Origin of the sequence: Pseudomonas sp. BN417, assembly GCF_029871205.1 — a bacterium.
Classification (GTDB): Bacteria; Pseudomonadota; Gammaproteobacteria; order Pseudomonadales; family Pseudomonadaceae; genus Metapseudomonas.
Genome location: NZ_SSOJ01000081.1, coordinates 15,295 through 42,269, shown reverse-complemented (window position 1 = coordinate 42,269; position 26,975 = coordinate 15,295). Strand labels below are relative to the sequence as shown.

General features: G+C 64.9%; 21 protein-coding genes and 2 pseudogenes. 7 read left to right on the top strand and 16 right to left on the bottom strand.

The features are described 5' to 3' along the window. On the top strand, positions 1-382 hold a 382-nt coding region (locus tag E8F11_RS09545; protein ID WP_280288598.1), incomplete at its 5' end, for a phage antirepressor. A 98-nt stretch (positions 383-480) separates the two neighbouring features. Here the strand turns inward: E8F11_RS09545 and E8F11_RS09540 are convergent. Both E8F11_RS09540 and E8F11_RS09535 read right to left on the bottom strand, forming a co-directional pair. Then, complete coding sequence (locus E8F11_RS09540) at positions 481-1,233, bottom strand: hypothetical protein (RefSeq protein ID WP_280288597.1); 753 nt, start codon at positions 1,231-1,233, stop codon at positions 481-483. A gap of 330 nt (positions 1,234-1,563) precedes the next feature. Next, positions 1,564-1,704, bottom strand: a pseudogene (locus E8F11_RS09535) (thiaminase II); the annotation flags it as partial. A gap of 763 nt (positions 1,705-2,467) precedes the next feature. Between E8F11_RS09535 and E8F11_RS09530 the strand changes: the two are divergent. Next, on the top strand, positions 2,468-4,177 hold the full coding sequence (locus tag E8F11_RS09530) for a sulfate adenylyltransferase (RefSeq protein WP_280288596.1): 1,710 nt from the start codon (positions 2,468-2,470) through the stop codon (positions 4,175-4,177). Positions 4,178-4,428: 251 nt separating this feature from the next. On the opposite strand, the gene E8F11_RS09525 is transcribed toward E8F11_RS09530, so the two are convergent. Further along, positions 4,429-5,412 (bottom strand): GlxA family transcriptional regulator, encoded by a 984-nt coding sequence (locus E8F11_RS09525; RefSeq protein ID WP_280288595.1) that lies wholly within the window; start codon positions 5,410-5,412, stop codon positions 4,429-4,431. A gap of 216 nt (positions 5,413-5,628) precedes the next feature. On the opposite strand from E8F11_RS09525, the gene E8F11_RS09520 reads away from it, so the two are divergent. Together E8F11_RS09520 and E8F11_RS09515 are read left to right on the top strand one after the other, a co-directional pair. Further along, positions 5,629-6,417: an isochorismatase family cysteine hydrolase gene (locus tag E8F11_RS09520; RefSeq protein WP_280288594.1), complete on the top strand. Its 789-nt coding sequence runs from the start codon at positions 5,629-5,631 to the stop codon at positions 6,415-6,417. Between the two features lie 235 nt (positions 6,418-6,652). Beyond that, the gene (locus E8F11_RS09515; RefSeq protein ID WP_280288599.1) at positions 6,653-7,489 is read left to right on the top strand and encodes an alpha/beta hydrolase; all 837 of its coding nucleotides are present in this window, start codon (positions 6,653-6,655) and stop codon (positions 7,487-7,489) included. A gap of 106 nt (positions 7,490-7,595) precedes the next feature. Here the strand turns inward: E8F11_RS09515 and E8F11_RS09510 are convergent, their stop codons facing one another. Next, positions 7,596-8,261, bottom strand: a complete 666-nt coding sequence (locus tag E8F11_RS09510; protein WP_280288593.1) for a twin-arginine translocation signal domain-containing protein — start codon at positions 8,259-8,261, stop codon at positions 7,596-7,598. A gap of 434 nt (positions 8,262-8,695) precedes the next feature. On the opposite strand from E8F11_RS09510, the gene E8F11_RS09505 reads away from it, so the two are divergent. Beyond that, positions 8,696-10,183 (top strand): FAD-dependent oxidoreductase, encoded by a 1,488-nt coding sequence (locus tag E8F11_RS09505; RefSeq protein WP_280288592.1) that lies wholly within the window; start codon positions 8,696-8,698, stop codon positions 10,181-10,183. A gap of 334 nt (positions 10,184-10,517) precedes the next feature. Here the strand turns inward: E8F11_RS09505 and E8F11_RS09500 are convergent, their stop codons facing one another. From E8F11_RS09500 to E8F11_RS09490, 3 genes are all read right to left on the bottom strand, one after another. Next, positions 10,518-11,354 carry an enoyl-CoA hydratase/isomerase family protein gene (locus tag E8F11_RS09500; protein ID WP_280288591.1) on the bottom strand — a complete coding sequence of 279 codons (837 nt, stop codon included), beginning with the start codon at positions 11,352-11,354 and terminating at the stop codon, positions 10,518-10,520. Positions 11,355-11,736: 382 nt separating this feature from the next. Beyond that, complete coding sequence (locus E8F11_RS09495) at positions 11,737-12,495, bottom strand: tetratricopeptide repeat protein (protein WP_280288590.1); 759 nt, start codon at positions 12,493-12,495, stop codon at positions 11,737-11,739. Positions 12,496-12,727: 232 nt separating this feature from the next. Next, positions 12,728-13,516 (bottom strand): NAD(P)H-dependent oxidoreductase, encoded by a 789-nt coding sequence (locus E8F11_RS09490; protein WP_280288589.1) that lies wholly within the window; start codon positions 13,514-13,516, stop codon positions 12,728-12,730. An 86-nt stretch (positions 13,517-13,602) separates the two neighbouring features. Here E8F11_RS09490 and E8F11_RS09485 point away from each other — a divergent pair. Continuing rightward, positions 13,603-14,486 (top strand): annotated as a pseudogene (locus tag E8F11_RS09485) (LysR family transcriptional regulator). Positions 14,487-14,518: 32 nt separating this feature from the next. Here E8F11_RS09485 and E8F11_RS09480 read toward each other — a convergent pair. Then, a complete protein-coding gene (locus tag E8F11_RS09480) occupies positions 14,519-15,985 on the bottom strand; it encodes an MFS transporter (protein WP_280288588.1) in 1,467 nt (488 codons plus the stop codon). Between the two features lie 74 nt (positions 15,986-16,059). Between E8F11_RS09480 and E8F11_RS09475 the strand changes: the two genes are divergently transcribed. Next, the gene (locus E8F11_RS09475) at positions 16,060-16,479 is read left to right on the top strand and encodes a helix-turn-helix domain-containing protein (protein WP_280288587.1); all 420 of its coding nucleotides are present in this window, start codon (positions 16,060-16,062) and stop codon (positions 16,477-16,479) included. Between the two features lie 27 nt (positions 16,480-16,506). Here the strand turns inward: E8F11_RS09475 and E8F11_RS09470 are convergent, their stop codons facing one another. The 8 genes from E8F11_RS09470 to E8F11_RS09435 all read right to left on the bottom strand — a co-directional run bounded on the left by E8F11_RS09470 (position 16,507) and on the right by E8F11_RS09435 (position 26,947). Continuing rightward, positions 16,507-17,358, bottom strand: a complete 852-nt coding sequence (locus E8F11_RS09470; protein WP_280288586.1) for a CAP domain-containing protein — start codon at positions 17,356-17,358, stop codon at positions 16,507-16,509. A 323-nt stretch (positions 17,359-17,681) separates the two neighbouring features. Beyond that, positions 17,682-18,758, bottom strand: coding sequence for a lipocalin-like domain-containing protein (locus E8F11_RS09465; RefSeq protein WP_280288585.1), 1,077 nt, complete (start codon positions 18,756-18,758; stop codon positions 17,682-17,684). Beyond that, positions 18,748-21,222: an FtsX-like permease family protein gene (locus E8F11_RS09460; protein WP_280288584.1), complete on the bottom strand. Its 2,475-nt coding sequence runs from the start codon at positions 21,220-21,222 to the stop codon at positions 18,748-18,750. Before E8F11_RS09460 ends, E8F11_RS09465 begins: the two co-directional genes overlap by 11 nt. 1 nt (position 21,223) lies before the next feature. Then, positions 21,224-21,892 (bottom strand): ABC transporter ATP-binding protein, encoded by a 669-nt coding sequence (locus E8F11_RS09455; protein WP_280288583.1) that lies wholly within the window; start codon positions 21,890-21,892, stop codon positions 21,224-21,226. Positions 21,893-21,977: 85 nt separating this feature from the next. Continuing rightward, positions 21,978-22,727 (bottom strand): TIGR01458 family HAD-type hydrolase, encoded by a 750-nt coding sequence (locus tag E8F11_RS09450; RefSeq protein WP_280288582.1) that lies wholly within the window; start codon positions 22,725-22,727, stop codon positions 21,978-21,980. A 94-nt stretch (positions 22,728-22,821) separates the two neighbouring features. Further along, complete coding sequence (locus E8F11_RS09445) at positions 22,822-24,588, bottom strand: diguanylate cyclase (RefSeq protein ID WP_280288581.1); 1,767 nt, start codon at positions 24,586-24,588, stop codon at positions 22,822-22,824. A gap of 88 nt (positions 24,589-24,676) precedes the next feature. Next, positions 24,677-25,924, bottom strand: a complete 1,248-nt coding sequence (gene arsJ / locus E8F11_RS09440; protein WP_280288580.1) for an organoarsenical effux MFS transporter ArsJ — start codon at positions 25,922-25,924, stop codon at positions 24,677-24,679. Between the two features lie 18 nt (positions 25,925-25,942). Beyond that, on the bottom strand, positions 25,943-26,947 hold the full coding sequence (locus tag E8F11_RS09435; RefSeq protein WP_280288579.1) for an ArsJ-associated glyceraldehyde-3-phosphate dehydrogenase: 1,005 nt from the start codon (positions 26,945-26,947) through the stop codon (positions 25,943-25,945). Positions 26,948-26,975: the final 28 nt, after the last annotated feature.

The following is a 26,975-nucleotide window of genomic DNA, read 5'->3' as shown; positions in this document are numbered from 1 at the left end:
CAGCGACCTGGCCCGGCTGATCAACCACGCGCATCTCCCCGAACGGGTGCAGCGCAATCTGGACGAGGACCAGTTGCAACGCGCCTGGATGCGCAACGGCCATGGCGACTTCGAGCAGGAACTGCTGATCGGCGAGTCCGGCGTCTATGCCGTGCTGATCCTCTACTACCACCCGGAAAACCGCGGCATCCGCCAGTGGATCACCCAGCAGGTGATTCCGCGCCTGAGGGAAGAAGAACGCTTCGACGCCCAGCGCCCCTACCGCGAAGCGATCCGCTGGCAGGAACGGGAAATCGAAGTGCTGCACTGGCAGGGCAAGGCGTGGCTGCCTTTGGACGACTGCCCGCGCCTGTTGCAAAGGCCGCCGCATGTGATCGGCTAGTTCGTAGGATGGGCCGGGCGGCGCTCCGCGAGCGGAGCGATACCCATAGCATCGTGGTTGATGGGTATCGCAGGCTCCACCCATCCTACGAACCCGGTTCAGGGTGAGGGTGTCAGCACCGCAACCGCCAGCTCGTCCAGATCGACGGAGGCGCGATTGAGATAAAACTCGGCACCACCGCTGCCAGCGATACCACCGCTCGCCACCTGCTGCAGTTGCGGACGTACGAACAGATAGCTGGCCTTGGCCTTCGACAACACCTCGGCATGTTCGACATGGCGCGCCAGTAACGTCTCGAAACGCTGCTCGATCGCCTGGTCGAGCTCCTTTGCCTGATCTGGCGTCAGCGTCAGGCCGCCCTTCTGCGGCAGCGGGTAGAGACGAACCTGGTAGTCCAGCAACAGCGTGGCCAGGGCCTGGCTTTGCGCCTCCAGGTCGGCGGCGACCGGATCGGGCCCGGCACTGGCATAAGCAGTGGTGGCCGCCTGCTGCAGCTGTTGCTGATGGCCGAGCAGTTGCTGGATCAGCTCCGGGTAACGCGCGCGCTTGGCCGGAGGCAGTCGATCGAGGGTTTCGAAAACTTCCTTCATGGCACGCAGCGGCTGCACCAACGCCTCGGGCTGCCCCAGCTGTACCATGTAGGTTTCCATTATGTTGAGGTGCTCGAAAGTAGCGTTCAAGCCTCGCGGGTCGGGTGTGCGTTCGGTCGGATTGAAATAGACCATCGCACTGGCACACATCAATTGGCTGCGACTGCTGATTTCACTCAACTTCCCGGCACTTCGTCCATCATCCCCCCAGACCAGCGGGCAAATCAGGCACAACAGGAACAGCAGCGACTTCTTTTGCATGATCCATATCCTCAATTCTTGTTGTTATGTCGGTTTACAGCGCAAAACCATGCAGCCCATCCGGACGGCTCCCCAAGCGTCCAGCCTCCGGCGCAACGAGGTTGATCGTGGCTCGCCAAGCCTGTAACAACGGGGCATCAAGACTCCTGCACAGCTGAATAGCTGGTCGGCTAGCTGGCAGATAGTAGTCGGGACCAAAAAGGGGGACATACTCCAAAAGGACAGATTTATTTTCGTTACTCCAATCTCACCTCACACGCCACGCATCTCCATGCGCCATGCGCGCAGATAAAACCAGAGCAGAAAATTAATCTGTCCGCGATTCCCTGGTCAGGCTTGTGCGCTCGCCCAGCCCATCTGCCAGAAGTCCGCTTCCAGACGCGACGCCTTGGCGAACACCGCCACCAGCTCCTCGAAACGTCGCGCCGTCATGCTGCGCGCCGCCAGTTCATCGAGGTGTCTGCGTAACGCTGTCCCTCTCCTCATCGCGACTGAGTCCGTAGCCCGGAAGCGATCCGAGAAATGCTTGCTAGCACCATCCCGGATTTGATCCGGGCTACGTTTTCTTCCCGCAAGGCTGTATCGCCCAGGTTCACTCACCACTGTGCCATCGCCGTAGAGATCGATGGTGTCGATGCGCATGCAGGTGCCCTCTGCTGCCAGCTCCCGATGAGCCGGAAACAGGGATCGAGCATAAGTAGCGCAAGCCGGCTAAAAAGACAGCCCATGGAAATTCAGAACCTGCCTTCGCAGGTAGGGAGTAAAAGGTTCCCTTTTCTGATACCCATCAACTCGGCCGTGATGGGTATCGCTCCGCTCCACCCATCCTACGAGTTAAAGCAGCCTGAATTATCCCCCAACACTAAACGGCCCCGCACCGAGCTATTTATTTCCCGCCGCATGAACGTTGAAGTTATTCCAACCTTCTAAGAAAACTCCTCATTCATTACCAGCCTTTCCCCACACACCAACAGCCTTGCTCCCTTTCAAAACTGCCGATAGCTTTCCTTCAGCACCAATAACCCCACCCCAAACAACTTATATAAAGTTAAAAATCCTTAAACTTCAACCAACCACCACAATCCACTTAATACTCACCTATCAATTACAACCCCCTTACACAGCAACACCTCCACCCCATAACAAGACGACATACGCACCTCAGTTCGCAGCACTTCAAATAAAAAGCGGACGCACTGCCTTTGCCGGCAATCGATGCCAACCAGGAGGAAACATGGAACACGCCGCCCTCAACTTCGATAACTATCCCCAGCAACCTCACGGAGGCGCCCTGGTCAACCAGGTGGTCCCGGCGGAGAAGCTGCAGGCTGAAATCGAACGAGCCCGCAAGCTGCCTTCCATTCGGGTCGATCTGGAAGCCGTGATCACCATCGAGATGATCGCGACAGGCGTGCTTTCACCCAACAAGGGCTTCATGAACCAGGCCGACTATGAGTCCGTGCTTGCCACCGGCCGTTTGAGCAATGGCGTGGTCTGGCCGGTGCCGCTGAGCTTTGCCCCCGTGGGCGAGCGCAACAGGAAAGTCATCGGCACGCTCTCCGTCGGCACTGAGGTGGCGCTGACCGACAGCCGCGACGAGCCGGTGGCGATTCTCAGCGTCGAAGACATCTTCGATTACGACAAGGAAGAACGAGCCCGCCAGCTGTTCGGCACCACGGACCGCAACCACCCCGGCGTGGACGCCATCCATCGCCGCATGGGCGATGTCTCGCTGGGTGGCACGCTGCACCTGCTGCAGCGCGTGGACTGGGGCCCCTTCGAGAAACTGCGGCGCGAACCCAGGGACACCTGGCGCCTGTTCTACGAGGAGAAGAAATTCAACTCCGTGGCCGGCTTCATCACGGGCGCCAACCCGCTGCACCGTGGGCATGAATACATCCACCGCAACGCGCTGGAAGGCATCGATGGCCTGCTCCTGCAACCCCTGGTGGAAATGGCCAAACGGGAATATGTGCGTCACGAATACCGCATGCTGGCCTACCGCAACGTGCTGGACACCTATTACCCGAAGGACCGGGCCATCCTATCGCCGCTGCGGGTCACCTATATCTTCGCGGGTCCGCGCGAAACCGTGCTGCATGCCCTGATCATGAAGAACTACGGATGCACCCACGCGCTGGTTGGCCGTGACCACGCCGGCATCGGCAGCTACTACGACAAGTACGCCAGCCACAATATCTTCGACCAGTTCAGTCCCGGGGAACTGGGCATCGATGTCCGGCTATTCCATGAGGTGTTCTACTGCAGCCGCTGCGCCAGCCACGCCACTACGGAAACCTGCCCGCACGACGAGCGCTACCACCTGAACATCTCCGGCACGGGCATCCGGGAAATGTTGCGTCACGGCATCATGCCGCCCAAGGAAGTGGTGCGTCCCGAATCGGCCATGGCGGGCATGCAGGGGATTCAGCCCAAAGGGTTGGGTGAGGACGGCGAAGGCACCTTGCCGGTGGCCAAGGTCATCCAGAGCATGTTCCCCTTCTATACCCGCTACACCCGCCTGGGCGGTGCGCCACGCAAACATCCGCTGGCGCCGGAATCCCTGACCATCCGCGATCTGGAACTGGCCAGCCAGGATGCCCGTACCCATGCCGGCGATATCTACGACGGGATCTATGCGGAATACAGCGCCACTGTCGATCACAACCGCAACCTGCAGCCCGCCTGGGTAACCGAAGCTCGCGCCGCCCTGCACTTCCAGCAGGAACGCCTTGTCAGCGACCTGGAGGAAAAGCTCCTGCAGGCGCCCGCACAGGCCTCGGATGAATTCATGTACCAGGACAAGGCCGAGGTGGAAAAGGAACTGGAATCGGCCCGCAACCTGCTGGATGACATCCCCAGCACCATCAGCGCGGAAAGGCTCCAGACACGAACCTGGAACCTCCTGCCCTACAAGCGTTACCGGGGCGCCGACGACGACTGATGGGTCGCTGATGGATTCGTGCATTCACACCATCGGTGAACTGAACCACTTTCCATGCATCAGCGCTTCGTACAGCCCTCAGGTCCTGTACGAAAAATACTGCGGGAAGCGATACCCATCACGACCGAGCTGATGGGTATCGCAGGCTCAATCCATCCCAGGGGCGCGGCTCGGCATCTACCCTGCGGAGGGCAAAAGGGACGCTCATCAGTAGCCGCATCATCAAGCCCTGGAGCCTTGGCAAGTGCTGGCTATTGATCTGCCTTTCTCCCGGACCCGCCATCTCTGCTGGCCTGGCGAGCGCTCCGGCGCAGTTCTTGTGGCGTCCGCCCAACGACTCGCACAAAGCTGCGCAGCATGTGATCGGCATCGCCGAATCCGAAGCCCCTGGCGATCTCCTCGAACGTCTGGTGCCCGTCCTCGACCAGCGGCCTCGCTGCCTCGATACGGAGACGCTCGATCGCTTTCGCCGGCGTCACCCCGATGGATGCCGCGAACACGCGGCCAAACTGGCGTACGCTCATATGCGCGACATCTGCCAGGCGCTCGACTGACAGATCATCACGTAGATGATCGCGCGCATAGCTCAGCACCGCGCGAATGCGATCTGAGCCAGGGTCGAAATCCAGCAGCGAAGAGAACTGATACTGCCCACCGGGTCGCCGATAGTAGACAACCAGCATGCGTGCGACGAAGCGCGCCACCTCCTTGCCCAGGTCCTGTTCGATCATCGCCAAGGCCATGTCGATGCCCGCCGACATGCCTGCGGACGTCCAGACATTCCCGTCTTCGGTCCAGATTCGATCTCCATCCACGCGCAGCGACGGATAGCGTGCCTGCAATTGCGGCGCGTAGTTCCAATGCGTGGTCGCGACACGGCCGTCGAGCAGGCCGCTCTCGGCTAGCACGAAGGCGCCGGTACAGACGCTGGCAGTGCGGCGAGAGCGCAAGGACATCTGCCGGATCGCAGCCGCCATCTGCATCGTCCAGTCACCGGTCGGAGCGGCTGGCGCGCCGACGATGATGAGCGTGTCGAGGCGATCGACTCCTTGTAATGCTTCGGTCGCGACCTGCAGTTCGCCCGAGGCACTGATCAATCCGCCCTCGAGCGAAGCGATCGTGAATCGGTAGCTCGAAGGGCGCGCCCGATTGGCGTTGGTGAAGGCTTCGAGCGGGCCACTCAGATCCAGCAATACGAAGCCCGAGTAGACCAGGAAACAAACGTGACGCGGCATGACCTGACCGCCAAGAGTCTGACTGAAACGCCATTAAACGCCGCCCCTGTTTCGACGGTCAACGGGTGCACCAAAGGGGCTCGGCCCTCGCCAGACACACGCGCCGCCTCACTCGACGTGGTTGCGCCAGTCGGCCGAAATCCAAGGATAAACGTCCTTTTCGTTCCCTCTTCCTACCGTACCGTAGCTGCACCACCCCACTTCGAGGACATGCAAATGACCTTCAACAGCACCCATCCCAAGAGATTGATCAACGCCACCTTGTTGGCGGCCATCCTGATGGCGACCGGCACCAGCTTCGCCGCCGAGAACCCTTACGCCGATCCGGTCAAGCCGGCGCTCCCGGCGTCGACCTTTCAATGGGACATGAGCCGAACCGCGCTGGTCGTGATCGACCCGCAGATCGACTTCATGAGCCCGGAGGGTGCGGGCTGGCCGGTCTTCGGTGAGAGCGTTACCGAGCAGAAGCTGGTGCCGAACCTGGGCCGGCTTTTCGCGGCCTTCAAGAAGGCCGGCGCGACCGTGGCCATCTCGCCGCACTACTACTATCCCCACGATCACAAATGGGAGTACGAGGCGCCGGCGGAGACCGTTCAGCACAAGCTTGGCCTCTTCGATCGCAAGGGCGCCTTGACGCTGGATGGATTCCGTAACTCGGGGGCCGATTTCATGCCGGAGTTCAAGTCCGTCATCGAAGACGGCAAGACCATCGTCGCCTCACCGCACAAGTTGTATGGCCCGCAAAGCAACGACCTGATGCTGCAGCTGCATAAGCAGCGAATCGACAAGATCGTCCTGGCCGGCATGGCCTCCAACCTGTGCGTCGAATCGCACCTTCGCGAATTCCTGGAGCGCGGTTTCGAGGTGGTCGTCGTACGTGACGCCGTCGCCGGCCCGAAGCTTCCTGACGGCGACGGTTACGGTAGCGCGCTGGTCAACTACCGCTACATCGCCAACGATGTGGTGACCACCGACGAGGTCGTCGACAAGCTGGAAGGCCGCTGACCATTGGGCCGACCAACCTACCGACCAGATACGGGAGCCCTTGTGGCTCCCGTACCAGCTGCCTGACGCGGAGGCACGCATGAGCAATAGCAGAAGCTTCGGGCCTGCCAGCCCGGATCGGCGAGATTTTCTGGTGCTCGGCTTGAGCGCCGCGGCCCTGGCTGCCGTTTCCCCGGCGTCCTTCGCGGCACTCTCGTCCGTCCACTCTCCTTCCATCGACCGCGGAATCATGACCATGAGCACAGTGACCACCCAAGATGGCGCTGAAATCTTCTACAAGGACTGGGGGCCGAAGGACGCCCAGCCAATCGTGTTCCACCATGGGTGGCCGCTCAGCGGTGACGATTGGGATAGCCAGGCCCTGTTCTTCGTTGGCCTGGGCTATCGCGTCATCGCGCACGATCGGCGCGGCCACGGCCGCTCTTCTCAGGTGAGCGATGGCCACGACATGGACCACTACGCTGCGGACGTCGCGGCGTTGGTGCAGCACCTGGATCTTCGCAACACTGTGCATATCGGTCATTCGACCGGTGGCGGCGAGGCGACGCGCTATGTCGCCCAGCATGGGCAAGCGCAGCGGCGCGTGGCCAAGCTGGTTCTGATTGGCGCGGTACCGCCCATCATGCTCAAGACCCCGGCCAATCCAGGCGGCCTTCCCCTCGAGGTTTTCGACGACTTCCGCAAGCAACTGGCAGCCAACCGAGCGCAGTTCTACCTGGATATTGCCAGTGGCCCGTTCTACGGCTTCAACCGCCCAGGCGCCGTCGTTTCGCAGGGCATGATCCAGAACTGGTGGCGGCAGGGCATGGCCGGCGCGGCAAATGCCCACTATGACTGCATCAAGGCCTTCTCCGAGACCGACTTCACGGATGACCTGCGAGCGATCACCGTACCGACCCTGGTCATGCACGGTGACGACGACCAGATCGTTCCCATCGCCGACTCCGCGCTGCTGTCGAGCAAGCTGCTGAAGAATGGAACCCTGAAAGTGTTCGAGAAGTACCCGCACGGGATGTGCACGACGCACGCCGATGTGATCAATCAGGAGCTGCTGAAGTTCATCCGCGGCTGACGTGGACAAGTCATGGCCCTGCTCGTGCTGGCAGGGCCACGGCTGGCCGCATTACTCACCGCACGCTTGCAACCAGGTGATGGATCAGCCGCCCACTTGGGCGAGCTCACTGGAAACCCCGGGCAAGCACGATGTCGAACACGCCGCGACGCAGCTCGCCATCCTGCTGCAGTTCGATGGTGTTGGTGGTTCGGTCATGTGCCCAGGGGTCACCGGCGATGAAAGGGTCGCCCTTGAAGTAGAGCTGCAGGGTCACGGGCACGTGGAGCGACTCCATCACGCGGAAATGAATATGCGCGGGGCGCATCAGCCCCCCGTACTTTTCCAGCCCGGGCAGGTTTGGCGGGACGGGGTAGCGACCCGGCATGACGGTCTCGATGCGGTACTTACCCTGCTCATCGGTGTAGAGCATCCCGCGTAGGCGGAACTTGCCCTTGTCGGTGAAGTTGCCCGGCTTTTCGGTGTCGTAGAGGCCGGCGCTGTTGGCCTGCCAGATTTCGACCAGGGCACCCGGGACCGGAGTGCGGCAGTCCGAACTGAATACGGTGCCGGTCACTACCAGGCGCTCGCCCGGTTCCTCGGGCCCGGCCAGCCGCGACTGGAATGGCGCGCCGAACCGGTAGTAGGGACCGAGAATGTCGCCTTGGGTAAGCGGGCAACCCTGCTGAGCGAAGGCCGGCCCGGCCAACAGGCCGCCTCCCAGGAGGACTGCGCTTCCACCCAGGAAATGACGTCGAGAGATGCCTGCTTCCTTCATTCGCTGCTTGTCCACGTCCGCCTCCTCCCCTGTACAGGACCCGGTCGTAGTGATGACGGCACGCCAGACTTCCCGCCGTCAGCGAAGGCGACGAGGCGTGTGCCTGATGAGTCTAGGCACTGGCCAGAATCCCGTCAGGCCGGCCCGCCAATTCAGTGTTTCGCTGAGGTATGACAGTGAGAAAGAGACAGCCTCGATTCTGCGACGAGCGAGGGCCAGCCGTACTTGTCGTCCCCGTGTTGAGAAACCCAACCTCCCCTTCTTCACTGCAACCCCACTGACCACCCATTTGCATTCGATGTGACCAGACCTTCCACAGCGTGAGAGCGCCCGAGGGGAAAAGCATCCGCTAGTCCATGTGGACGAGGTGGAGGATTTCCGGCTGCTTGTACCTTGAGCGCGCAATTGCAAGCCGCTCCCGCATGACAAAACCAACAAGGACCCCATGCATGACAGCCGACTTCTCCTCCTCTCGTCCCTGCCGTATCCATCAGGTTCCCCAATGGGATCACGAGACTGATGTCCTCATCGTTGGATTTGGCGCTGCCGGTGCAAGTGCCGCCATTGAGGCCGCCAGCGCAGGAGTGGCCGTGACGCTGCTGGAGGCCACTTCCGGCAACGGTGGCACCAGCGCCATGTCAGGGGGAGAGATCTACCTGGGGGGTAGCGGGGGCACTCCTGCTCAGCGCGAGGCAGGATTCAGCGACGACACCGAGGACCTGTTTCGCTACCTGATGATGGCTGGCGGTGTCGACGCGGACGAAGCGAAGGTGCGCCTCTACGCACAGAGCAGCCTTGCCCACTATGAATGGCTGGTGGCACAGGGCGTCAAATACAAGAACACCTTCCTGCCGGAAAAAATGATGGAGCCGGTGACGGATGACTGCTTGATCTGGTCCGGTAGCGAAGAGGCCTGGCCGTTCGTTGAACAGGCCAAGCCCTGCCCCCGCGGGCACACCCCACAGTGGGCCGGCTGGGGCGGAGGGCGCATGCTCATGGATGCCCTGGCCGCTCGCGTCGAAGCGCTCGGCGTGGATATTCGATACGACAGCCGAGTGCTCGCGTTGATAGCAGATGACGCCAACGCCGTGCATGGTGTGGTGGTCCGCAGCGATGGCCAGATCCGTTTCATACGCGCTCGCAACGGTGTGGTCCTGTGTGCCGGTGGCTTTGCGATGAACCGCGACATGGTCAGGCGCTACGCACCGCATCTGCTGCGCTCCGACGATCCCATCGGGACACCTGGCGATGATGGAACCGGCATCCTCCTGGGCAGGAGCGTGGGGGGCGCCGCCATCCACATGAACGAGGCCTTTGTCAGCCTGCCCTTCTACGCGCCGGAGTCGCTGGTGAAGGGAATCTTCGTCAATGAACGCGGCCAACGCTTCATCAATGAGGACTGCTATCACGGGCGCATCGGCCATCACATCATGCAGCAATCCGGTGACCGCATTTACCTGCTGGCTGACAACGCGATTTTCGAGCGACCGGCGGAATTCACCCGCATCGATATCGCCGCCGTGGGCGAAACCTGGGCAGAGGTCGAACTGGAACTCGGGCTGCCGGAAGGCGCCCTGACCGACACGGTGGAACTGTATAACCGCCATGCCGCCGACGGCCGCGATCCCTTGTTCCATAAAGCCGGGAAATGGCTCAAGCCACTCAATGAGCCGCCCTTTGTCGCGCTGGATTGCCGAATCGGCTATGCGTTCTATCCCCATTTCACGCTCGGTGGCCTGGATACCTTGCCGACTGGCCAGGTCGTCACGGAGAAGCGAGAGCCGATCGGTGGCCTGTATGCGGCCGGACGTACCTCCTGTGGCTTGCCACGCTGGAGCGGCGGCTACAGCTCGGGCCTGTCGCTGGCCGATGCCACTTTCTTCGGGCGCCAGGCGGGGTTGAACGCCGCGAAAGCGGCGATCGAAGCACGTCTTTAAAGGCGGCCTGCCGCGCCCCTCCCCGGCTAGAAGCTGTCCTGAGGACAGGGTCCTGAGTCACCGGCTCTGCCTTTGACGACTCAACTTGTCTGGATAGAGCGACGCAGACGGCCGGTGGGGAGGGAGTTCATTGAAGCGCTACGGGAGTTCTCGCGAACGACAGACGGCGGCGCGGGAACCATATAGGGACTGACAAGGAACGACCTGATAACCACGGAGGAGACAGGTCTTGTCCTGCACGTGGGCAATCGGCCCGATCGCGGAGGATATTGCCCTTGTTTCCGCGACAAGGCCGGCCAAGCGATTTCAGAGAATGCCCGGCTGCCGTGCGTGGTCATTCACCAGGTGATTTTGAAAAGCGGCCAAGTCTATCGCCGAGGTTGCGTTCCATATCACCATCGGACTGCCCACCCTGCCCAAGCATCCAACGCACTCGACTGATCGTTTCCTGTTCATTCATGCCAGGGACAAAACGCTGCGATTCGTCAATGAGCGCCGTTTCCGAAGCCGCGCTGACGCCATCCACTACAGCCTTGATGTGGTCTATCCCACTGGCGGGGAACCCGGCGATACGGCGCGCCAGGTCGTTGCAGAAACCACTGAGTTGGCTCTCGGGCATTGCGCGATTTATCCAGCCATAGCGCTCGGCGGTGCTCGCGTCGAAATCTTCGCCGCCGAGGCACGCTTCCAATGCCCGCGCGCGTCCCAGCATCTGCGTGAGTCGTACTGTCCCGCCGGCCCCCGGAAGCAGTCCGACTGCAACCTCCGGTTGGCCCAGCACCGCAGTTTCAAGGGCGGCGAAACGCATATCCAAGGCCAATAGGAACTCGCTGCCGGCGCCCCGCGCGCGACCACGCAGCTCGCCAATCGTTACCTGCTGGAGCCGGCTGAAACCTGTGAACAACTCACTAAGCGGGCTGGCTGTTCCGGGCAGCAAGGTCATTGGCGGTTGGTCGAGTTGGCTAGCCAAGTCGTAGTGAGCCAGGAAGAACTCCGGATTGGCGCTTCGAAATATCACTACCCGGGTTTGAACGTCATCCTCAAGGTCTCTGACCAGCCGCATCAGGTCGATCACCATTGCGCGGTCAACCAGGTTGATCGGTGGGTGATCGAAACTCACGATTGCCACACCGGCATGATCTTGACGGGTAAAAGTCTGAAATTCGGTCATGGTCGCAAACTCGAGTTGGAAGCGCCCCAGATTGCAGAGAGGCGCCCTCTTCCCCCAAGCACTATGCGTTTGCAGAATGGCGATACCAACACCTCGCCTCATCTGGCTTCAGGATGGGCGTGGCGCATGGGCTGATCCAGGGCCGTGGACTCAGTCGACAGCAGCAGGAAGCCAGCCGAAGCGGTCAGCGCGAAAACCGTTTGCGATAGTCCCTCGGAGAAATAGCCAGATGCCGCTGAAAGGTCGCCCGCATCCGCTCCTCATCCCCGAAGCCGCGATGGGCCGGCCGAGTGGCTGACGCGCAGGGCCCAGGCGCCTGTTCCAGCGGCGACGGTGCACCAGTAAGCGGCCCGCCGGAGCGGTCCGTGGCAAGGGTCACGCCTCAACCACGAACCAGATAGGCGCCTTGGGGAATCCGATTCTGCAGCTTCTTGCATTTGTCGGGCTTTGGTTGCTGTCCTGCCGGACGGTCAGGAAACCAGATCCGGCATTTGCCACGCGGCGGCATCTGGCCAACGGGGATGCGCAGTTCTTCATCCGCAGGCAACGTCTGCAAAGAAGCGGTTTGCAAACCAGCTGCGTCACCGGGTTCCCGGTCACCCGTTGGCAACTCCGTTGCGAGGGCTTCATTGGCGAGTGTGGCGAGCTGCTCAGCATTTGCGGGCGAGTCGGCCAGATCGGCCGCGGCGATTCCTGCCTCACGCCCGCTTTCCACGTCCTTGTCCAGGCCCACCCGGACTTCAGCCGGCTCATCCACCTCCGCCATCACCCCGTATGCCACGCCCGGCCCCATGGCCTGCCGGGCCGTCTGGATCAGCTGGAGATTGCGCTCGCGCAACTCGGCGTCGTTGCGGGCGCGCGCATTGGACCGAGTGGCCAGGGCGACGGCCTGCTCGTACTGCCCCTGCTGGAGACGCACCTGCCCCAGATAATGCAAGGTCGCGGGATTGTTCGGCTCGATGCGCAAGGCACGCTCCAGCGTATCGCCAGCCTGCTCCACCTCACCAAACTCCAATTGCAGCGCCGCCGCCTCCAACATTGCGGCGGAGGCGCTGTTGCTCTGCTGGGCCGCCATCGACGGCAGCGAAGCGGCCGCGCAAAGGGCCAGTATCAGGACCGACATGAAGCGATTGGCTTGCATCGAGGGCATTTTCATCTGATTTCAGGCCGAAATCCCGGTACGGGTGGTGGGTCTTGTTGGTTATCCGCCGAAGCCCGGTGTCACACGCGCGGACAAGGGGCCTGGAACGGCGGAGAATTCCGACCCACAGCGCCACCCGAAGTTCCTGCAGAACCGCTGCCAGCCATCGGCAATGGAAAAACCCCGGCCATCGGCCAGGGTCCCTCCCTCCCCCATTCATCGGTGCAATCGCTCAAACGCCCTCCTGGGCGATATGCGCGGCGAAGCCGACCCGCTCCGGCGCCACCTCGGCTTTCAGCGTGAGCGCGGGAATCTCATATTCACCGGCGTTCTGCGGGCGGAACGGAATCGGTGCGGTCTGCCAGAGGTCGTCGAGGCGCTGGCCGAGTTCGTCGCGGATGGCGGTGAAGCGGATCTCGTCGATGCGGCTGGTGCGATGGACCACGAACGGCGGCAGCACGTCGAAGCCGGGGTAATAGAGGATGCCGTGGTGAATCGGGAACAGCACGTCGTCCATGGGGCCGTTGATGCCCCGGGCGCTGTAGTGGGACTCCCAGCCGCCGGTGGTGACGATCAGCATCGCCCGCTTGCCGGCCATCGAGCCTTCGCCATAGCGGCTGCCCCAGCGGACATCGGAGTGCTCCCCCACCCCGTAGGCGAAGCCATAGGCGTAGACACGCTCCACCCAGCCCTTGAGGATCGCCGGCATCGAGAACCACCAGAGGGGAAACTGCAGGATCAGCGCATCCGCCCAGCGCAGCTTGTCCTGCTCCAGGGCGATGTCAGCGCTCTGCCGGTCGTTGGCGAACGCCCGCTTGGAGTCCAGGGATGGGTCGAAGCGCGCACCGGGCTCGTAGTCCAGGCTGTCGCCGGCGTCGAGCGGGGCTTTCCAGTTCATCGCATACAGGTCCGAGACCTGGACGGCGTGCCCCGCAGCCTGGAGGCGCTCGACCGCGAAGTCCTTCAGTGCGCCATTGAGCGAGCCGGGTTCGGGATGGGCGTGGACGATCAGTACATTCATGGTGGAAACCTCCGTTGCAAGATGGGCGCAGGATGGATTTCCCCCAGGTATATTGGAAATGAATATCCAATATTCCAGGTATACGGATGAATAATCTCAGACGTTTGGACCTCAACCTGCTGGTGACGCTGGACGTGTTGCTCTCGGAGCACAACGTGACCCGCGCGGCGGAGCGCCTGAACTTCTCCCAGCCGTCGGTGAGCGTCCACCTCGCCAAGCTGCGCGAGATCTTCGACGACCCGCTGTTACTGCCGGGCCCCAGGGGCATGCGCCCGACCGCGCGGGCCGAGGAGCTGCGCGAACCGCTGCGCCAGGCACTCAAGGCCCTGGAAAGCGCCGTCTCCCCGGCCAGCCCGTTCGACCCGGCCGAGGCCCGGCATACCTGGCGCATCGCTGCCACCGACTACGGCGAATCGGCAATCCTGCTGCCCGCGCTGGACGGGCTGCGCGCGGCGGCGCCGGGCACCCGGTTGGCCGTGGTCGAGATGGTGCCCTCACGCATCGCCAGGCAAGCGGAACAGGGCGAGATCGACCTCGCCTTCCATACCAGCGAGGGCTCGCCACCCGGCCTGCGCCACCGCACGCTGTTCACCGAGCGCTATGTGCTGGCCGCCCGTGCCGGCCATCCGCGCCTGAAGAGGCGCCCGACCCTGGCGCAGTTCTGCAAGCTCGACCAGGTGATCGTCTCGCCGGATGCCGTGGCATCACCGATGAAGCCCTTGCCGAGCGTGGCCTGGAGCGCCGGGTGGTGCTGTCGGTGCCGCACTTCCTGTTCCTGCGCTCGGTGCTGGAAAGCACCGACCTGGTGGCGATGCTGCCCGAGCGCCTGGTACGCGATAACGGCAACCTGCGCGTGGTGGACGCACCGATCGAGGTGCCGGGTTACGAGATGGCCATGCTCTGGCATGAGCGCTCCCATCGTGACCCCGCCCACCAGTGGCTGCGCGAGCAGATCGTTGGTTCGCTGTGAGGTGCGGGACGCTAAGCCCGATCACACGCCGCTCATGCGCCGGGGCCCTCCTCCCGCCCGTTGCCTGACGGAACGCAACGCTGCGCCCGGACACGGCTCGCCAGGGAGATGGCCAGGGCAGCGATGATCAACACCGCGGCTACGGCGAAGGTGGCGTGCATGCCGGCCGCAACCGCCTGGGGATGCTCCGGATTGAGGGCGGTAGCCGCCGACCCGAGGGCGAACACCGCGCCCATGGCCGATGCGCCGGTGATGAGCCCGAGATTGCGCGACAGGTTGAGCAGGCCCGAAATGACGCCCCGCTGGTCCGGCCGTGCATCCGCCATCACGGCGGTGTTGTTGGCTGCCTGGAACAGGGCATAGCCGGCGGTGATGACGACGAGCGGGGCGATGTAGCCGAACACGCCGAGGCTGGCCGGTAGCATGGGTAGGGTGGACGAGCCGGCCGTCATGACGATGAGCCCGGCGCCAACCATGCGCTGGGCGCCGAAACGGTCCACCAGATGCCCGGCCGGCACGCTCGCCAGCGCGGAGACTACAGGGCCGGTCGACATGGCGAGGCCGACGCCCGCCGCGTCCAGCGCCAGCGCTCCGGAGAGGTAGAACGGGCCGACCACCAGCGTCGTCATCATCACCGTCATGACCAGGGCGCTCATGGCGAAGCCCCCGCTGAGCACGGGATTGCGGAACATCTCCAGCCGCACCAGGGGCGACTCGGCGCGCTTCTCGGCCAGCACGAAGAGGCCCAGGCCTGCAGCGGCCGCGATCAACAGCGCGGCATTGAGCGGGCCGAAATCGCCGCGTCCCATGGTCATGGCGAGCGCATAGGCAGCCAGTGTCAAGGCGAGCAGCAAGGTGCCCGGATGGTCGAGGCGGACGCGATCCGCCTTGGCGATCCGGCGGTCGGCGGGCAGGTAGCGCCAGGCCAGGAACGCCGCCAGCAGGCCCAGCGGCAAGTTGATGAAGTAGATCGCGCGCCAACCCGGGCCGGCGATCAGGAAGCCACCAAGGGTGGGGCCGAGCGCGGTGCCGATCGCCGACAGGGTGCCGAGCAGGCCCATGGCGCTCCCGGTCTTCTCCTTCGGCACCGTGTCCCCCACGAAGGCCATCGTCAGCGCCATCATGATGGCGGCGCCGAGCCCCTGTAGCGCACGGGCGGCGATCAGCAGCCAGAGCGTCGGGGCCAAGCCGCAGAGGAGCGATGCGGCCATGAACAGAACGACGCCTGAAAGGAGCAGCCGCCGGCGTCCGACCCTGTCACCGAGGCGTCCGACGCTGACCACCAGCGTGGTGATGGCAAGGAGGTAGGCAAGGACGATCCACTGCACGTCCTGGAAGGAAGCGTTGAACGCCTGGGCCATGGTCGGCAACGCGACATTGGCGATGCTGGTGCCCAGCGAGGACAGCAGCATGGTGAGCGCAAGGCCGGCCAGTGCCAATCGTGGCGCTGGCTCGCCTTTGCCGATTCCGATCAACCGCGGGAATTTCTCGACTTTCATGTTTGTCCCCTTTTAACTTGCCCTGAAAGGCCGTTTTCATCAGCCTGCCAGTTCAAGTCGACTTGAGGTCAAGCATGAAGGAGATGGATATCGGACAAGTGTCGCGGTGGTCCGGTTTGCCGGCCTCCACGCTGCGCTATTACGAGGAAAAGGGGCTGATTCGCTCCATCGGCCGCCATGGGCTCAAGCGAGTGTTCAATGAGTCGGTGATCCAGCGCTTGTCGTTGATCGCACTCGGACGGACCGCCGGATTTTCCCTCGACGATATCGCCGAGATGCTGGTGGCCGAGGGTGGGCCGGCCATCGATAGGGCCCGGCTGCAGGAGAAGGCCGATGAGGTGGATCGCACCATCAAGCAACTGTGCGCGATACGCGATGGCCTGCGCCATGCGGCGTCCTGCCCCGAAGCCAACCACCTGGATTGCCCGAAATTCCAGCGGCTGATGGGGATCGCGGCCAGGAATGCCAAGCACAAGCATCGCCTGCCGAAGTAGATCCAGGGGCGAGCGACGCCCCGCCGTTCACTGCGCGCCGAACAGCGCTGTCCAGTAGATGCCGGCATCGCTCTTCGGGTCGACCGCATAGGCCGCGCCCAGCTCGCGGAACTGCGGGTTCATCAGGTTGGCGCAGTGGCCGGGGCTGGCCAGCCAGCCGTCGAGCACCTTGCGAACGGTGTCCTGCCCGGCGGCGATGTTCTCGCCGATCTGCAGGCCGACGTAGCCGGCCAGTTCCGCCCGGTCGCTCGGGGTCCGGCCATCGCGGTCCCGGTGGCCGAAGTAGTTCTGATTGGCCATCGCCCGGGTGTGGGTTTCCGCCGCCGTGGCCAGCGTGTCGTTCCAGGTCAGCGGCGGCGCAGCGGCGAGGGACTGGGCGCCGCACTGGCGCGCTTGCGCGCGGACGGCGTTGATCTGCTCCAGCAACTTCTGCCCTTCCGTCTGCCAGGTGCCCAGGCCGCTGGTCAGCAGCGGGCGGGCCAGCACGATTCGCCAGTCGAGCCCCTCGCGGCTCACGCCGATATCGACGAATTGCGGATCGAGCACGACCTGGCAAAAGCTTTCCTGCAACGCCTTCATGGCCGCCTGCGCATCACGCGGCCCGGTCAGGCTGATTGCCTGGACGTTGACCATTGGATAAGCCGAGCGCGCCAGCGCTTCCTGCAAGTCCCCCATGCCACTGGCCTGCAGGATCAGGCGAGGATCGGCCGACAGCGGCGGCAGCTCTTCGGACGCCTCGCCCCCACAGCGCTGCACCTGGCTGCGGTAGGCGTTGATCGATTCGATCAGCTGCGTTTCCTCGGTCGCCATGGCGGCGGTGGCGAGCACCAGCCCCAGCGACAATGCGGCAAGACGCACAACGAATGACAGAACGCGCATGGCAACCTCCCTTGAGCCGAATGCACCCATGATGCGCGATTCGACCCCATCCTGTGCAATGCCGTTCGACTTCGCCTTTCAACCGCAGGGCTTATTCGAACGTGAGAAACCAGGTCCTTGGGACCTGCCCGACTCCATTTGTCACGACTCAGAGGGACTGGAGCCGCCTGGGTAGGGTGCGCCGCGCGCACCTGCGGTTGGGCGTGACGCAGGGCTGATCCAGAGCAGGCGGTGCGCATGGCGCACCCTACGAAGGGCCACGTATCGGAGTGAGAGCCACCGGCCCGGCAATACAGGCCCTTCCCCTTCGACTTATCCTCACCTCAATACCCCGTCAGCTCCAGATAACCCACGCCCTGGTGGCTGCCGCTGAACCGTATCGGCCCTTCCCAGTATGGGAAGCGGGTGTCCATCCAGGCGTTCTCTTGCACCGGCTCGCTGGTGATGTCGAAGCCCTCTTTGGCGATGCGCAGCGACCATCGGGTCGGTAGCTGGCGACCGGCGATGCGGCTCTCCTGCAAGGGGGTCATCACGATGTCCTGGTTGCCCAGCGCACGGGGCTCGCCGGTGGCGCTGATCCAGGTGCCGGCGCGGTAGTGCTGGCCGTCGGCATGGCGCAGCTGGAATAGCATGAGCTTCTCGCCGCTGGCCAGGTGCAAGGAGAACCAGTCCCAGCCGTGCTGGTCGGGCGCCAGGGGCTGGCTGCTCCATTCGCGGTCCAGCCAGGCCTGGCCCTTGACCTGATAGGTCTCACCCTCCAGCCGGACCGTGCCCTGGGCCTGGAAGAACGGCTGGCTGTAATAGTAGGAGGCCTGCCCCTGGGCAGATTTGCGGCTGAAGCCCTGCTCGCCGTGCAGCACCAGGGGGCGGTTGCTGGTCAGCCGCAGGCGATAGCCGAAGCTGCCGCCGTCGGCCTGCAGCTCCAGGTCGTCCAGCCCCGCGTTCGCCAGTGTTCGGCTGCTGAAGCGCCAGTCGTCGATCCAGGCCTTGAAGGGCGAGGCGACGACGCCGGCCTGGCCGATGCCGCCACGGGCCAGGCGCTCCGCAGAGCGGTGACCATGGGGGCTGGTCAGGGCGGCGTGGCCCATCCACAGGTTCTGGTTGCTCCAGCCCGCTTCGCTGGAGCCGGGCTGCAGCGCACTGCGGAACAGGGTCCATTGCAGGCCCCAGGCGCGGCCCTGCTCGTCTTTCAGGTTGGCAGTGACGTACCACCATTCGATGCGGTAGTCCGGGTGCGCAGCGTGATCGGCCGGAAAGCTGAAGGCCCTGCCTGGCGTCACCTGGGCAAAGCGCGCCGAGGCTTCGCCCAGCCCGGCGAAGCCCTCCGCCGAGGGCGGCTCGGCATCGCAGCCCACCAGCAGCAAGGCCGCGAGCACCACCACCCGCACGCTAGGGCTCATGGGTAAAGGTCCTCAGCAACTCGGCCGGGGTGCAGCGGCGCAGCTTCCACAATGGCCAGACGGCCGCCAGCAGCGCGACGAGCAGGGCCATGGCCGACAGGTGCAGCAGCTGCCAGGGAAAGACATGCAGCGGCAGGCGCCAGCCGAACGCGCGTACGTTGATCACCGCCACCAGGCACCAGGCCAGCAGCAGCCCCAGGGGTACTGCCAGCAACAGCGTGAGCAGGGCCAGCAGCAGGGTCTGGCCGAGGCTGAGCAGCGTCAGCTGCGGCCGCCCCACTCCCAGCGCCCAGAGCGGCGCCAGCTGACTGAGGCGCGCCTGGCCGAGGGTCAGCAGGCTGATGAACAACGCCACGCCGGCCACGCCCAGGGTCAGGCTGTTGAGTGCGGCGGTGGCGGCGAAGGTGCGCTCGAACACTCGGGTCGACCAGGCCTTGAGCTCGCTCTGGTCGATGAGCCGGCCGCTGGCCAGGGCGAACTCCGCCTGCACCGCCTGCATCAGCCTGGACACATCGGCGGCAGGCAGGTGCAGGCTGTAGCTGGCGGGCTCGATCCCCGACCAGTGGCGCTGAAATCCCGCAACATTGACCAGCAGGTGGCCTTTCGGATTGCCGTAATCGGCATAGATACCGACGATTTCCAGCGGCCATTCACCCTGGGGAGTGGCCAGGTTCAGGTGCTGGCCCAGGCGGAGCTTCAGGCGTCGCGCCAGTTGCTCGCTGAGCATCACCGCATCCTGCCGGGCCAGCCGGTTCCAGGCATCGGGGCTGGCGCTGAGCAGCGGCCAGTGGTCGCGATAGGCCGGGTGATCGAGCACGCCGCTGAGCTGCGCCGGCCAGCCCTGCAGCCGCAATTCGACGCGCCAGCTCGGCAACACGGCGCGGATCTGCGGCTGGCGGCTCAGCCAGGCGCCCATGGCGACCGACTGCTGCGGGTCCCGGGGGGTCAGGTAGAGCTCGGCGGCCAGGCGCTGGTCGAGCCAGCCGGAGAAGGTCTTGCGAAAGCCTTCGGTCATGCTGCCGACGCCGATGTTCGCCGCCAGCGCCAGAAGCAAGGCCATCAGCGCCAATGCCAGGCCGGGCAGCTGCTGGCGGCTGTCGGCGATGAACCAGTGCGCCAAGGGCCCGCGACAGTGCGGCAACAGGCCCTCCAGCAACAGGTTCAGGCACAGCGGCAAGCACAGGGCCGCGGCCAGCAGCATGGCGGCGAGCAGGACGAAGCCGGCGATCAGGCTGTCACCGACGTTCAGGGCGATCACCGCCAGCACGCCGAGCGCCCCGGCGAACAACGCCTGCCGACGCAACCAGAGCGCCTGGGCGCGATGCCAGGCCTCGGGCTGGGCCAGGGCCAGCAGCGGCAACCGCGCGGCCCTGGCCAGGCTGCTGGCGCCAGCGAGCGAGGCACCCAGCAGGCTGATGGCCAGGCCGCCCAGCCACCACGCGGGGCCGAGGCGTAGCTGCCCAGCCACCTCGGCGCCATACAGGCCGCGCAGGCTGGCCACCACATCGGGCAGCAGCAGGCTGGCCAGCCAGTAGCCGCTGAGCACGCCGGCCAGGCCACCGAGCACGGCCAGGGCGCCGAGCTCCAGGGCCAGGGCCGCGATCAGCAGACGCAGGCTCACGCCGCAGGCCCGCAAGGTGCGCAACAGGGCGCGGCGCTGTTCCAGGGCCAGGCCGATGGCGGCGTGGACGATGAACAGCCCGACGACGAAGGCCAGCAGGCCAAGGGCGGTGAGGTTGAGGTGGAAGCTCTCGCTGAGCCGGGCCAGGTCGGAGCCCTCGCTGCGGCGCTCGAACACCAGCTGTGTGGCCAGCGATGGTGGCAGGCGCGGCTCACCGCGGGCGAAGTCGCCGGGCAGCAGCAGCCAAGAAAGTTTTTCCGAGGCGTCGAGCAACCGTTGCGCAACACCTATGTCCACCAGCAGTACGCCGGGCGCCACGTGCGGGCGCACCTCCAGCGGCGGCAAAGCCTGCCCGGACTCGTTCAGCGGCTGCGCGCCGACGGCGAGGCCGAGGTCCGCCAGGGTGTCGGCGGCGATCCAGGTACGCCCTGGCCGGCCGAGAAAGCCTGGCAGGTCCAGGGCTTCCAGCGTCTGCCCGGCCAGCGCGGTGCCGGCCGGCAGGGTCAGGGGCTCGATACCGACCAGTCGCAGGCGTTGCCCGCCCTGCCCTTGCAGGCTCAACCGGCCCTGCAGGATCGGCGATACCGGCCAGCCGGACTGCCGCAGCTCGATAAAGGTGCGCTGCTCGATCAGCCCGCCTTTGCGGGGGACGAGCAGGTACTGCTCCTCGCCGAACAGTTGGCCGACCCGCGCATAGCTTTCCCGTGCCTGGCTGTTCAGCGCCTGTACGCCGGTCCACAGCGTGGTGGCCAACCAGAGGCCAGTCAGCACACTGAAGAACTGCACGGGATGCCGGCGCCAGTGACTGACCAGGCTGTGCAGGGTCCAGCGGAATACCTGCATATCAGGCCTCGCCCCGCTCCAGCAGACGGCCGCCGTGCAAGGTCATGCGCCGTTCCAGGCGCATGGCCATGCGCGGGCTGTGGGTCACCATCAGGAGGCTGGTCGGACTGCCGTCGAGCAGGTGCAGGAGCAGCTCCAGCACCTCGTCGCTGCTGGCTTCGTCGAGGCTGCCGGTGGGTTCGTCGGCCAGCAGCAAGGGCGGCCTGGCTGCCAGGGCCCGGCCCAGGGCCACCCGCTGCTGCTGCCCGCAGGAGAGCTGTTCAGGATAGCGCTGCAGCAGTTCGCCCAGGCCGAGCCGCCGGACCAGTTCGGCCTGCCAGCGCGGATCATGGCGGCCGGCCAGGCGGGCCTGGAAAGCCAGGTTGTCCTCGATACGCAGGCTGGGAATCAGGTTGAACTGCTGGAAGACCAGGCCGATGCCCATGCGCCGCCAGGCCGCCAGCTGGTGCTCGTCGAGCGCGGCCAGTGAGCGCCCGCCAACCTGGATGCTGCCGGCGTCGAAGCGGTCGAGCCCGGCCACCAGGTGCAGCAGGGTGCTCTTGCCGCTGCCGGACTCGCCCATCAGCGCCAGGCTGTGACCCTCCTCCAGTTCGAGGTCGATGCCGCGCAGCACCGCCAGCGGCCCTTGGGGCGTCGGGTAACTCTTGTGCAAGCCCTGGATCTTCAGCATCGGCGTGCGCCCTTCGCGGCGGTGACAGCGATGGTTGCGGCAAAGGGCCGAACCAGCACACCTGGCACGGCCCGATCCCCTCGACTCAGCAGTAGCGCGCCACCGCCTCGGCCAGGTCCGCGGCCTGCCAGGCGGTGGGCGCCTGCAACTCGTCGCCGACGCGGTACTTGCCAGTCCGTACCAGGCAGGCCAGCAGGCCGGCGGCCTGGGCGCCCTGGATGTCGGCGACCACGTCGTCACCAATCATCAGCGTGGACGCCGCGCTCGCGCCGAGGTCGTCCAGGGCGCTGGCGAAGAAGGCGGCGGACGGTTTGCCGAGCACCAGCGCCGACGTGCCCGCGGCGTACTCCAGGGCGCGGACGAAGGGGCCGGCGTCCAGGTGCAACTTGCCCTGGCCACGGAAGTAGCGGTTGTCCCCCATGGCGATCAAGGGCGCGCCTTCGATCAGCAGCTGGAAGGCACGGTCGAGGTGCGCATAGTCGAAACGCCCTTCCGCATCGCCAAGCACCACGGCATCGGGTTCCGGCTCATCGAGCAGCCCGGCGAACTCCTCTTCCAGCCCCGGGTGGATCAGGCAATAAGGCCTTAGACCCTGCGTTCGCACATGGCGCAGCACTGCCTGCGGCGCACTGAATATCTGCTCGGGCCGCACGGCGAAGCCCATGGCGGTCAATTTTCGGTGGATGGCCGCCTTGCCCTGGCGCGAGGTATTGGTGACCAGGCGCAGGGGCAAGCCCTTGTCCTGCAGCAGGCGCACCGCTTGCAGCGCGCCCGGCAAGGGCTGGTCGTCCTCGTAGAGCACTCCACTGATATCGAGCAGCACCGCCCGCAGCATGGCCGACTCCTCCGCAGCGCGAACCGGACTCCCTCTACCCTAGGCCCTGCCCGGCCGCATGCAAGGTTGCGCTATCGGATCGTTCGTTCCCGGCTCAGTGGCATTCGATGCGGTTGCGGCCGCCTCGCTTGGCGCGGTACAGGGCCATGTCGCTGCGCGACAGGGTGGCCTCGGCGGTCTGATCGGTGGCATGGATGGCGGCGATGCCGACGCTGACGGCCAGGGGAATGCGCTCATCGGCATGCAGCACCGGCGCCCCGGCGAGTTCGCCCTGGATGCGCCGGGCGAAGGTGATGGCCTGGTCAAGGGTGGTATCGCTCAGCACCACCGCGAACTCCTCGCCGCCCATGCGCCCGGCGGTGTCGGTCTTGCGCAGCTGGGTACAGAGGATCGCCGCGAAATGCCGCAGCGCCTGGTCGCCCACGGAATGGCCCCAACGGTCGTTGATCGCCTTGAAGTGGTCCAGGTCGAACATCAGGATCGTCGCGCAATGGCCCGCAGAACGCTGCACCCGCGCCAACTCGGTTTCGAGCTGCTGCATGAAGTGCCGACGGTTGGACAGCTGGGTCAGGAAGTCGGTGGTGGCGAAGACCTGCAACTCGGCTTCGATCTGCTTGCGCTCGGTGACATCGGTAATGAAGCCGTGCCACAGCACGCTGCCATCCTCCAGCCGCCGGGGGCGTGCATCACCCTGGCGCCAGGAGATCCCGCGCTCCGGCAGCTGCACCCGGTACTCCAGGTGCCAGGGCCGCAGGTCGCGTGCGGAGGCGTCGAGGGAAGCGAGGTACGGGGCCAGGTCGTCCGGGTGGATGATCGCGTGCAGGGTTTCCGTGTTCCCCGTCAGTTGCTCCGGGGTGAGCCCGTAGATATCCCGCACCCCGGCGCTGGCGTAGGTGAAGAACGACCTGCCGTCCGCCAGGCGCCGGTACTGGAAGACCATGCCGGGAATCTCGTTGGTCAGGTCGGTCATGAGTTCGGCGGTCTGCTTCACCTGCTCGGACATGACGCGCATGGCGGTGATGTCCGTGGTGGTCCCGATCATGCGCAGCGGCATGCCGGCGGCATCGCGCTCGACCACCTTGCCGCGGCTGCAGACCCACTTGTAGCTGCCGTCCCGGCAACGCAGGCGATGCTCCACTTCGTACGCCTCGGTTCGCTGCTCGAAGTGGGCCTGGATGGTCGCCTTCACATAGCCCAGGTCCGCCGGATGGACCCGTGTGTAGCTCTCCTCGATGCGATTGCCGACTTCGTGCTCGGCATAGCCCAGCAGCGCTTTCCAGCCCTTGGAATAGTGCATCTCGCCGGTGGCCACGTTGCGGTCCCAGATGCCGGTGCCGCTGCCGTCGATGGCCAGTGCCATGCGGCTTTCGGACTCGCGCAACGTATCCAGCTCCCGACGCAGGCGGGTGTCCGCCTCTTCCCGCGCCAGCAGGCCGGCCGCAACCTCGGCCAGCTCTCGCAACACATGCTGTTGAGTCAGGTCCAGGTCGCGCGGTTGGTCATGCAGCAGGTACAGCATGCCGAACACCGCGCCATCCGGTGCCAGGAGCGGGCAGGCGGCCAGAAAGCGCACATGGGGCTCGGCCACCACCAGGTCGTGATCACGGAAGCGCTCGTCGCGGTGGGCGTCGGGCACCACCAGCAGCGCTTCGGCGCCGCCCCAGGGTTCGCCGAAGCAGCCGAGCAGCAAGGCATTGCCGACGGCCAGGCCGTCGCAGGTACGGACCTGCTGCCGGTCCTCGGTACCCGTCGTCAACAGTGCGGCCATGACACCGAAGTGTCGCCTGGCCAGGCGGGCAAGACCATCGAATCGCTCATCGTTGGCGCTCTCTGGCGCCCTGAGAGAACACAGCGGCTGCATTTGGACTCCGCCTCGCCAGGACAGAAGACGGCACCTGGCGTTGATCGGCCATAGGGAATTGCAGTCTACCCATAATGGCAATCTGGCGTCACACCCCCCGGCGCAACGAAGGTGCGCTCGTCGCCTCCGCATGTCTCGGCAAGGCAATGGAGACGGATGCGGCCAGCAACACGAAAGCCGTCGACACCCACAGACAGGCCTCCAGTCCATGGGCCTGGAAGATCCAGCCGGACAGCAGCGTGCCGAGCAAACGGCCGAGGGCGTTGGACATGTAGTAGAAGCCCACATCCAGCGACACCCCATCCTCCTTGGCGTAGGAGACGATCAGGAAGCTGTGCAGGGAAGAGTTCACCGCGAACAGCACGCCGAACAGCGTCAGCCCGCCCACCAGCACAACCTGCGCCGACCAACCCGCCCAGAGGCCAAGGGCAATGGCGGCCGGCAACAGCGCCAGCAGGCCGGCCCAGAAGAAGGCGGCGCGGCCATCCGGCACACGCCCGCTGCGCTTGCCGGTGATGGCCGGGGCGAAGGACTGGACGATGCCGTAGCCGATGATCCAGGCCGCGAGAAAACCACCCACCAGCCAGAAGTCCCAGCCGAAAGCCGTGCTCAGGTAGACCGGCAACGCCACCACGAACCAGACGTCGCGGGCGCCGAAGAGGAACAACCGCGCCGCCGAGAGAATGTTGATTGCCCGGCTCTTGGAGAAGATGTCGCGGAATTTCGGCTTGGCCCTGGCCTTGCCCAGGTCCTTCTTCAGCATCACGAGGCTGCCGAGCCAGATCAGCGCCAGCACCACCGCCATGGCGAGTACCGCCCCGGTGAACCCCAGCGAGGCGAGCAAGGCGCCGCCGAGGAAGAAGCCCACGCCCTTGAGCGCGTTCTTCGACCCGGTGAGGATGGCCACCCATTTATACAGCGTGCCCTGCTGGCCATCGGGCACCAGGAGCTTGATCGAGCTCTTGGCGCTCATCTTGTTGAGATCCTTGGCGATGCCCGACAACGCCTGGGCGCCCATCACCCAGGGGATGGTCAGCCAGGTCGAGGGCACCGTGAGCATCAGCAGCGCGGCAACCTGCAGGCCGAGGCCGATGTTCATGGTGCGGTTCAGGCCCAGGCGCGCACCCAGGTAGCCACCCACCAGGTTGGTGATGACGCCGAAGATTTCGTAGAACAGGAACAGCGCGGCGATCTGCAGCGGCGTGTAGCCCAGGCTGTGGAAGTGCAGCACCACCAGCATGCGCAAGGCGCCGTCGGTGAGGGTGAAGGCCCAGTAGTTGCCGGTCACCAGCAGGTACTGGCGCACTGCCGGGGAGAGGGATGACAACGCGTTCATGATCGCTGCGCGTCCCTGTCAACCCGCCTGGCCGACCAGCCGGGCCAGCTCGACGGTGCGGTTGGCGTAGCCCCACTCGTTGTCGTACCAGGCGTAGAGCTTCACCTGGGTGCCGTTGACTACCATGGTCGACAGCGCATCGATGATCGAGGAGCGCGGGTCGGTACGATAGTCGATGGACACCAGTGGGCGCTCCTCATAACCGAGGATGCCCTTCAGCTCGTTCTCGGCTGCCGCCTTGAGCAGCCGGTTGACCTCCTCCACCGTGGTCGCGCGCTCCACTTCGAACACGCAGTCAGTCAGGGAGGCGTTGGCCAGCGGCACCCGCACCGCATGGCCGTTCAGCCGCCCGCGCAGCTCGGGGAAGATTTCCGCGATGGCGGTGGCCGAGCCGGTGGTGGTGGGGATCAGGCTCATGCCAGAAGCGCGGGCGCGGCGCAGATCCTTGTGCGGCTGGTCGAGGATGCTCTGGGTGTTCGTCAGGTCATGGATGGTGGTGATCGAACCGTGGCGGATGCCCAGGTTCTCGTGGATCACCTTGACCACCGGGGCCAGGCAGTTGGTGGTGCAGGACGCGGCGGTAACGATGCGATGCAGGGCGGCATCGAACAGCTGCTGGTTGACGCCCATGACGATGTTCAGCGCGCCCGGCTCCTTCACCGGCGCGCTCACCACCACGCGCTTCACGCCCTGGTCCAGGTAGGCCTGGAGCACGGCCACCGTCTTCATCTTGCCACTGGCCTCGATCACCAGATCGCAGCCCGACCAGTCGGTGTCCGCGATGGACTTATTGGCGGTGACCTGGATGCGTTTGCCGCCAATCACCACGCAGTCGTCCTCGGCACCGGCCTCGTGCTGCCAACGGCCGTGCACCGAGTCGAAGTTCAGCAGGTGGGCGTGGGTGGCGGCGTCGCCCGCGACGTCATTGATGCGGACGAACTCCAGCTCCGGCCAGTCCCAGGCAGCGCGCAGCGCCAGACGACCGATACGACCGAAACCATTGATACCGACTTTGATGCTCATGCGCTTGTACTCAGGTGAATGCTTGGGT

Excerpts from the sequence above, each read along its gene's own strand:
- E8F11_RS09540 (WP_280288597.1), bottom strand. The coding sequence starts at position 1,233 with ATGCAAAAGAAGTCGCTGCTGTTCCTGTTGTGCCTGATTTGCCCGCTG.
- E8F11_RS09530 (WP_280288596.1), top strand. The coding sequence starts at position 2,468 with ATGGAACACGCCGCCCTCAACTTCGATAACTATCCCCAGCAACCTCAC.
- E8F11_RS09525 (WP_280288595.1), bottom strand. The coding sequence starts at position 5,412 with ATGCCGCGTCACGTTTGTTTCCTGGTCTACTCGGGCTTCGTATTGCTG.
- E8F11_RS09520 (WP_280288594.1), top strand. The coding sequence starts at position 5,629 with ATGACCTTCAACAGCACCCATCCCAAGAGATTGATCAACGCCACCTTG.
- E8F11_RS09515 (WP_280288599.1), top strand. The coding sequence starts at position 6,653 with ATGAGCACAGTGACCACCCAAGATGGCGCTGAAATCTTCTACAAGGAC.
- E8F11_RS09505 (WP_280288592.1), top strand. The coding sequence starts at position 8,696 with ATGACAGCCGACTTCTCCTCCTCTCGTCCCTGCCGTATCCATCAGGTT.
- E8F11_RS09500 (WP_280288591.1), bottom strand. The coding sequence starts at position 11,354 with ATGACCGAATTTCAGACTTTTACCCGTCAAGATCATGCCGGTGTGGCA.
- E8F11_RS09495 (WP_280288590.1), bottom strand. The coding sequence starts at position 12,495 with ATGCAAGCCAATCGCTTCATGTCGGTCCTGATACTGGCCCTTTGCGCG.
- E8F11_RS09490 (WP_280288589.1), bottom strand. The coding sequence starts at position 13,516 with ATGAATGTACTGATCGTCCACGCCCATCCCGAACCCGGCTCGCTCAAT.
- E8F11_RS09480 (WP_280288588.1), bottom strand. The coding sequence starts at position 15,985 with ATGAAAGTCGAGAAATTCCCGCGGTTGATCGGAATCGGCAAAGGCGAG.
- E8F11_RS09475 (WP_280288587.1), top strand. The coding sequence starts at position 16,060 with ATGAAGGAGATGGATATCGGACAAGTGTCGCGGTGGTCCGGTTTGCCG.
- E8F11_RS09470 (WP_280288586.1), bottom strand. The coding sequence starts at position 17,358 with ATGCGCGTTCTGTCATTCGTTGTGCGTCTTGCCGCATTGTCGCTGGGG.
- E8F11_RS09465 (WP_280288585.1), bottom strand. The coding sequence starts at position 18,758 with ATGAGCCCTAGCGTGCGGGTGGTGGTGCTCGCGGCCTTGCTGCTGGTG.
- E8F11_RS09460 (WP_280288584.1), bottom strand. The coding sequence starts at position 21,222 with ATGCAGGTATTCCGCTGGACCCTGCACAGCCTGGTCAGTCACTGGCGC.
- E8F11_RS09455 (WP_280288583.1), bottom strand. The coding sequence starts at position 21,892 with ATGCTGAAGATCCAGGGCTTGCACAAGAGTTACCCGACGCCCCAAGGG.
- E8F11_RS09450 (WP_280288582.1), bottom strand. The coding sequence starts at position 22,727 with ATGCTGCGGGCGGTGCTGCTCGATATCAGTGGAGTGCTCTACGAGGAC.
- E8F11_RS09445 (WP_280288581.1), bottom strand. The coding sequence starts at position 24,588 with ATGCAGCCGCTGTGTTCTCTCAGGGCGCCAGAGAGCGCCAACGATGAG.
- arsJ (WP_280288580.1), bottom strand. The coding sequence starts at position 25,924 with ATGAACGCGTTGTCATCCCTCTCCCCGGCAGTGCGCCAGTACCTGCTG.
- E8F11_RS09435 (WP_280288579.1), bottom strand. The coding sequence starts at position 26,947 with ATGAGCATCAAAGTCGGTATCAATGGTTTCGGTCGTATCGGTCGTCTG.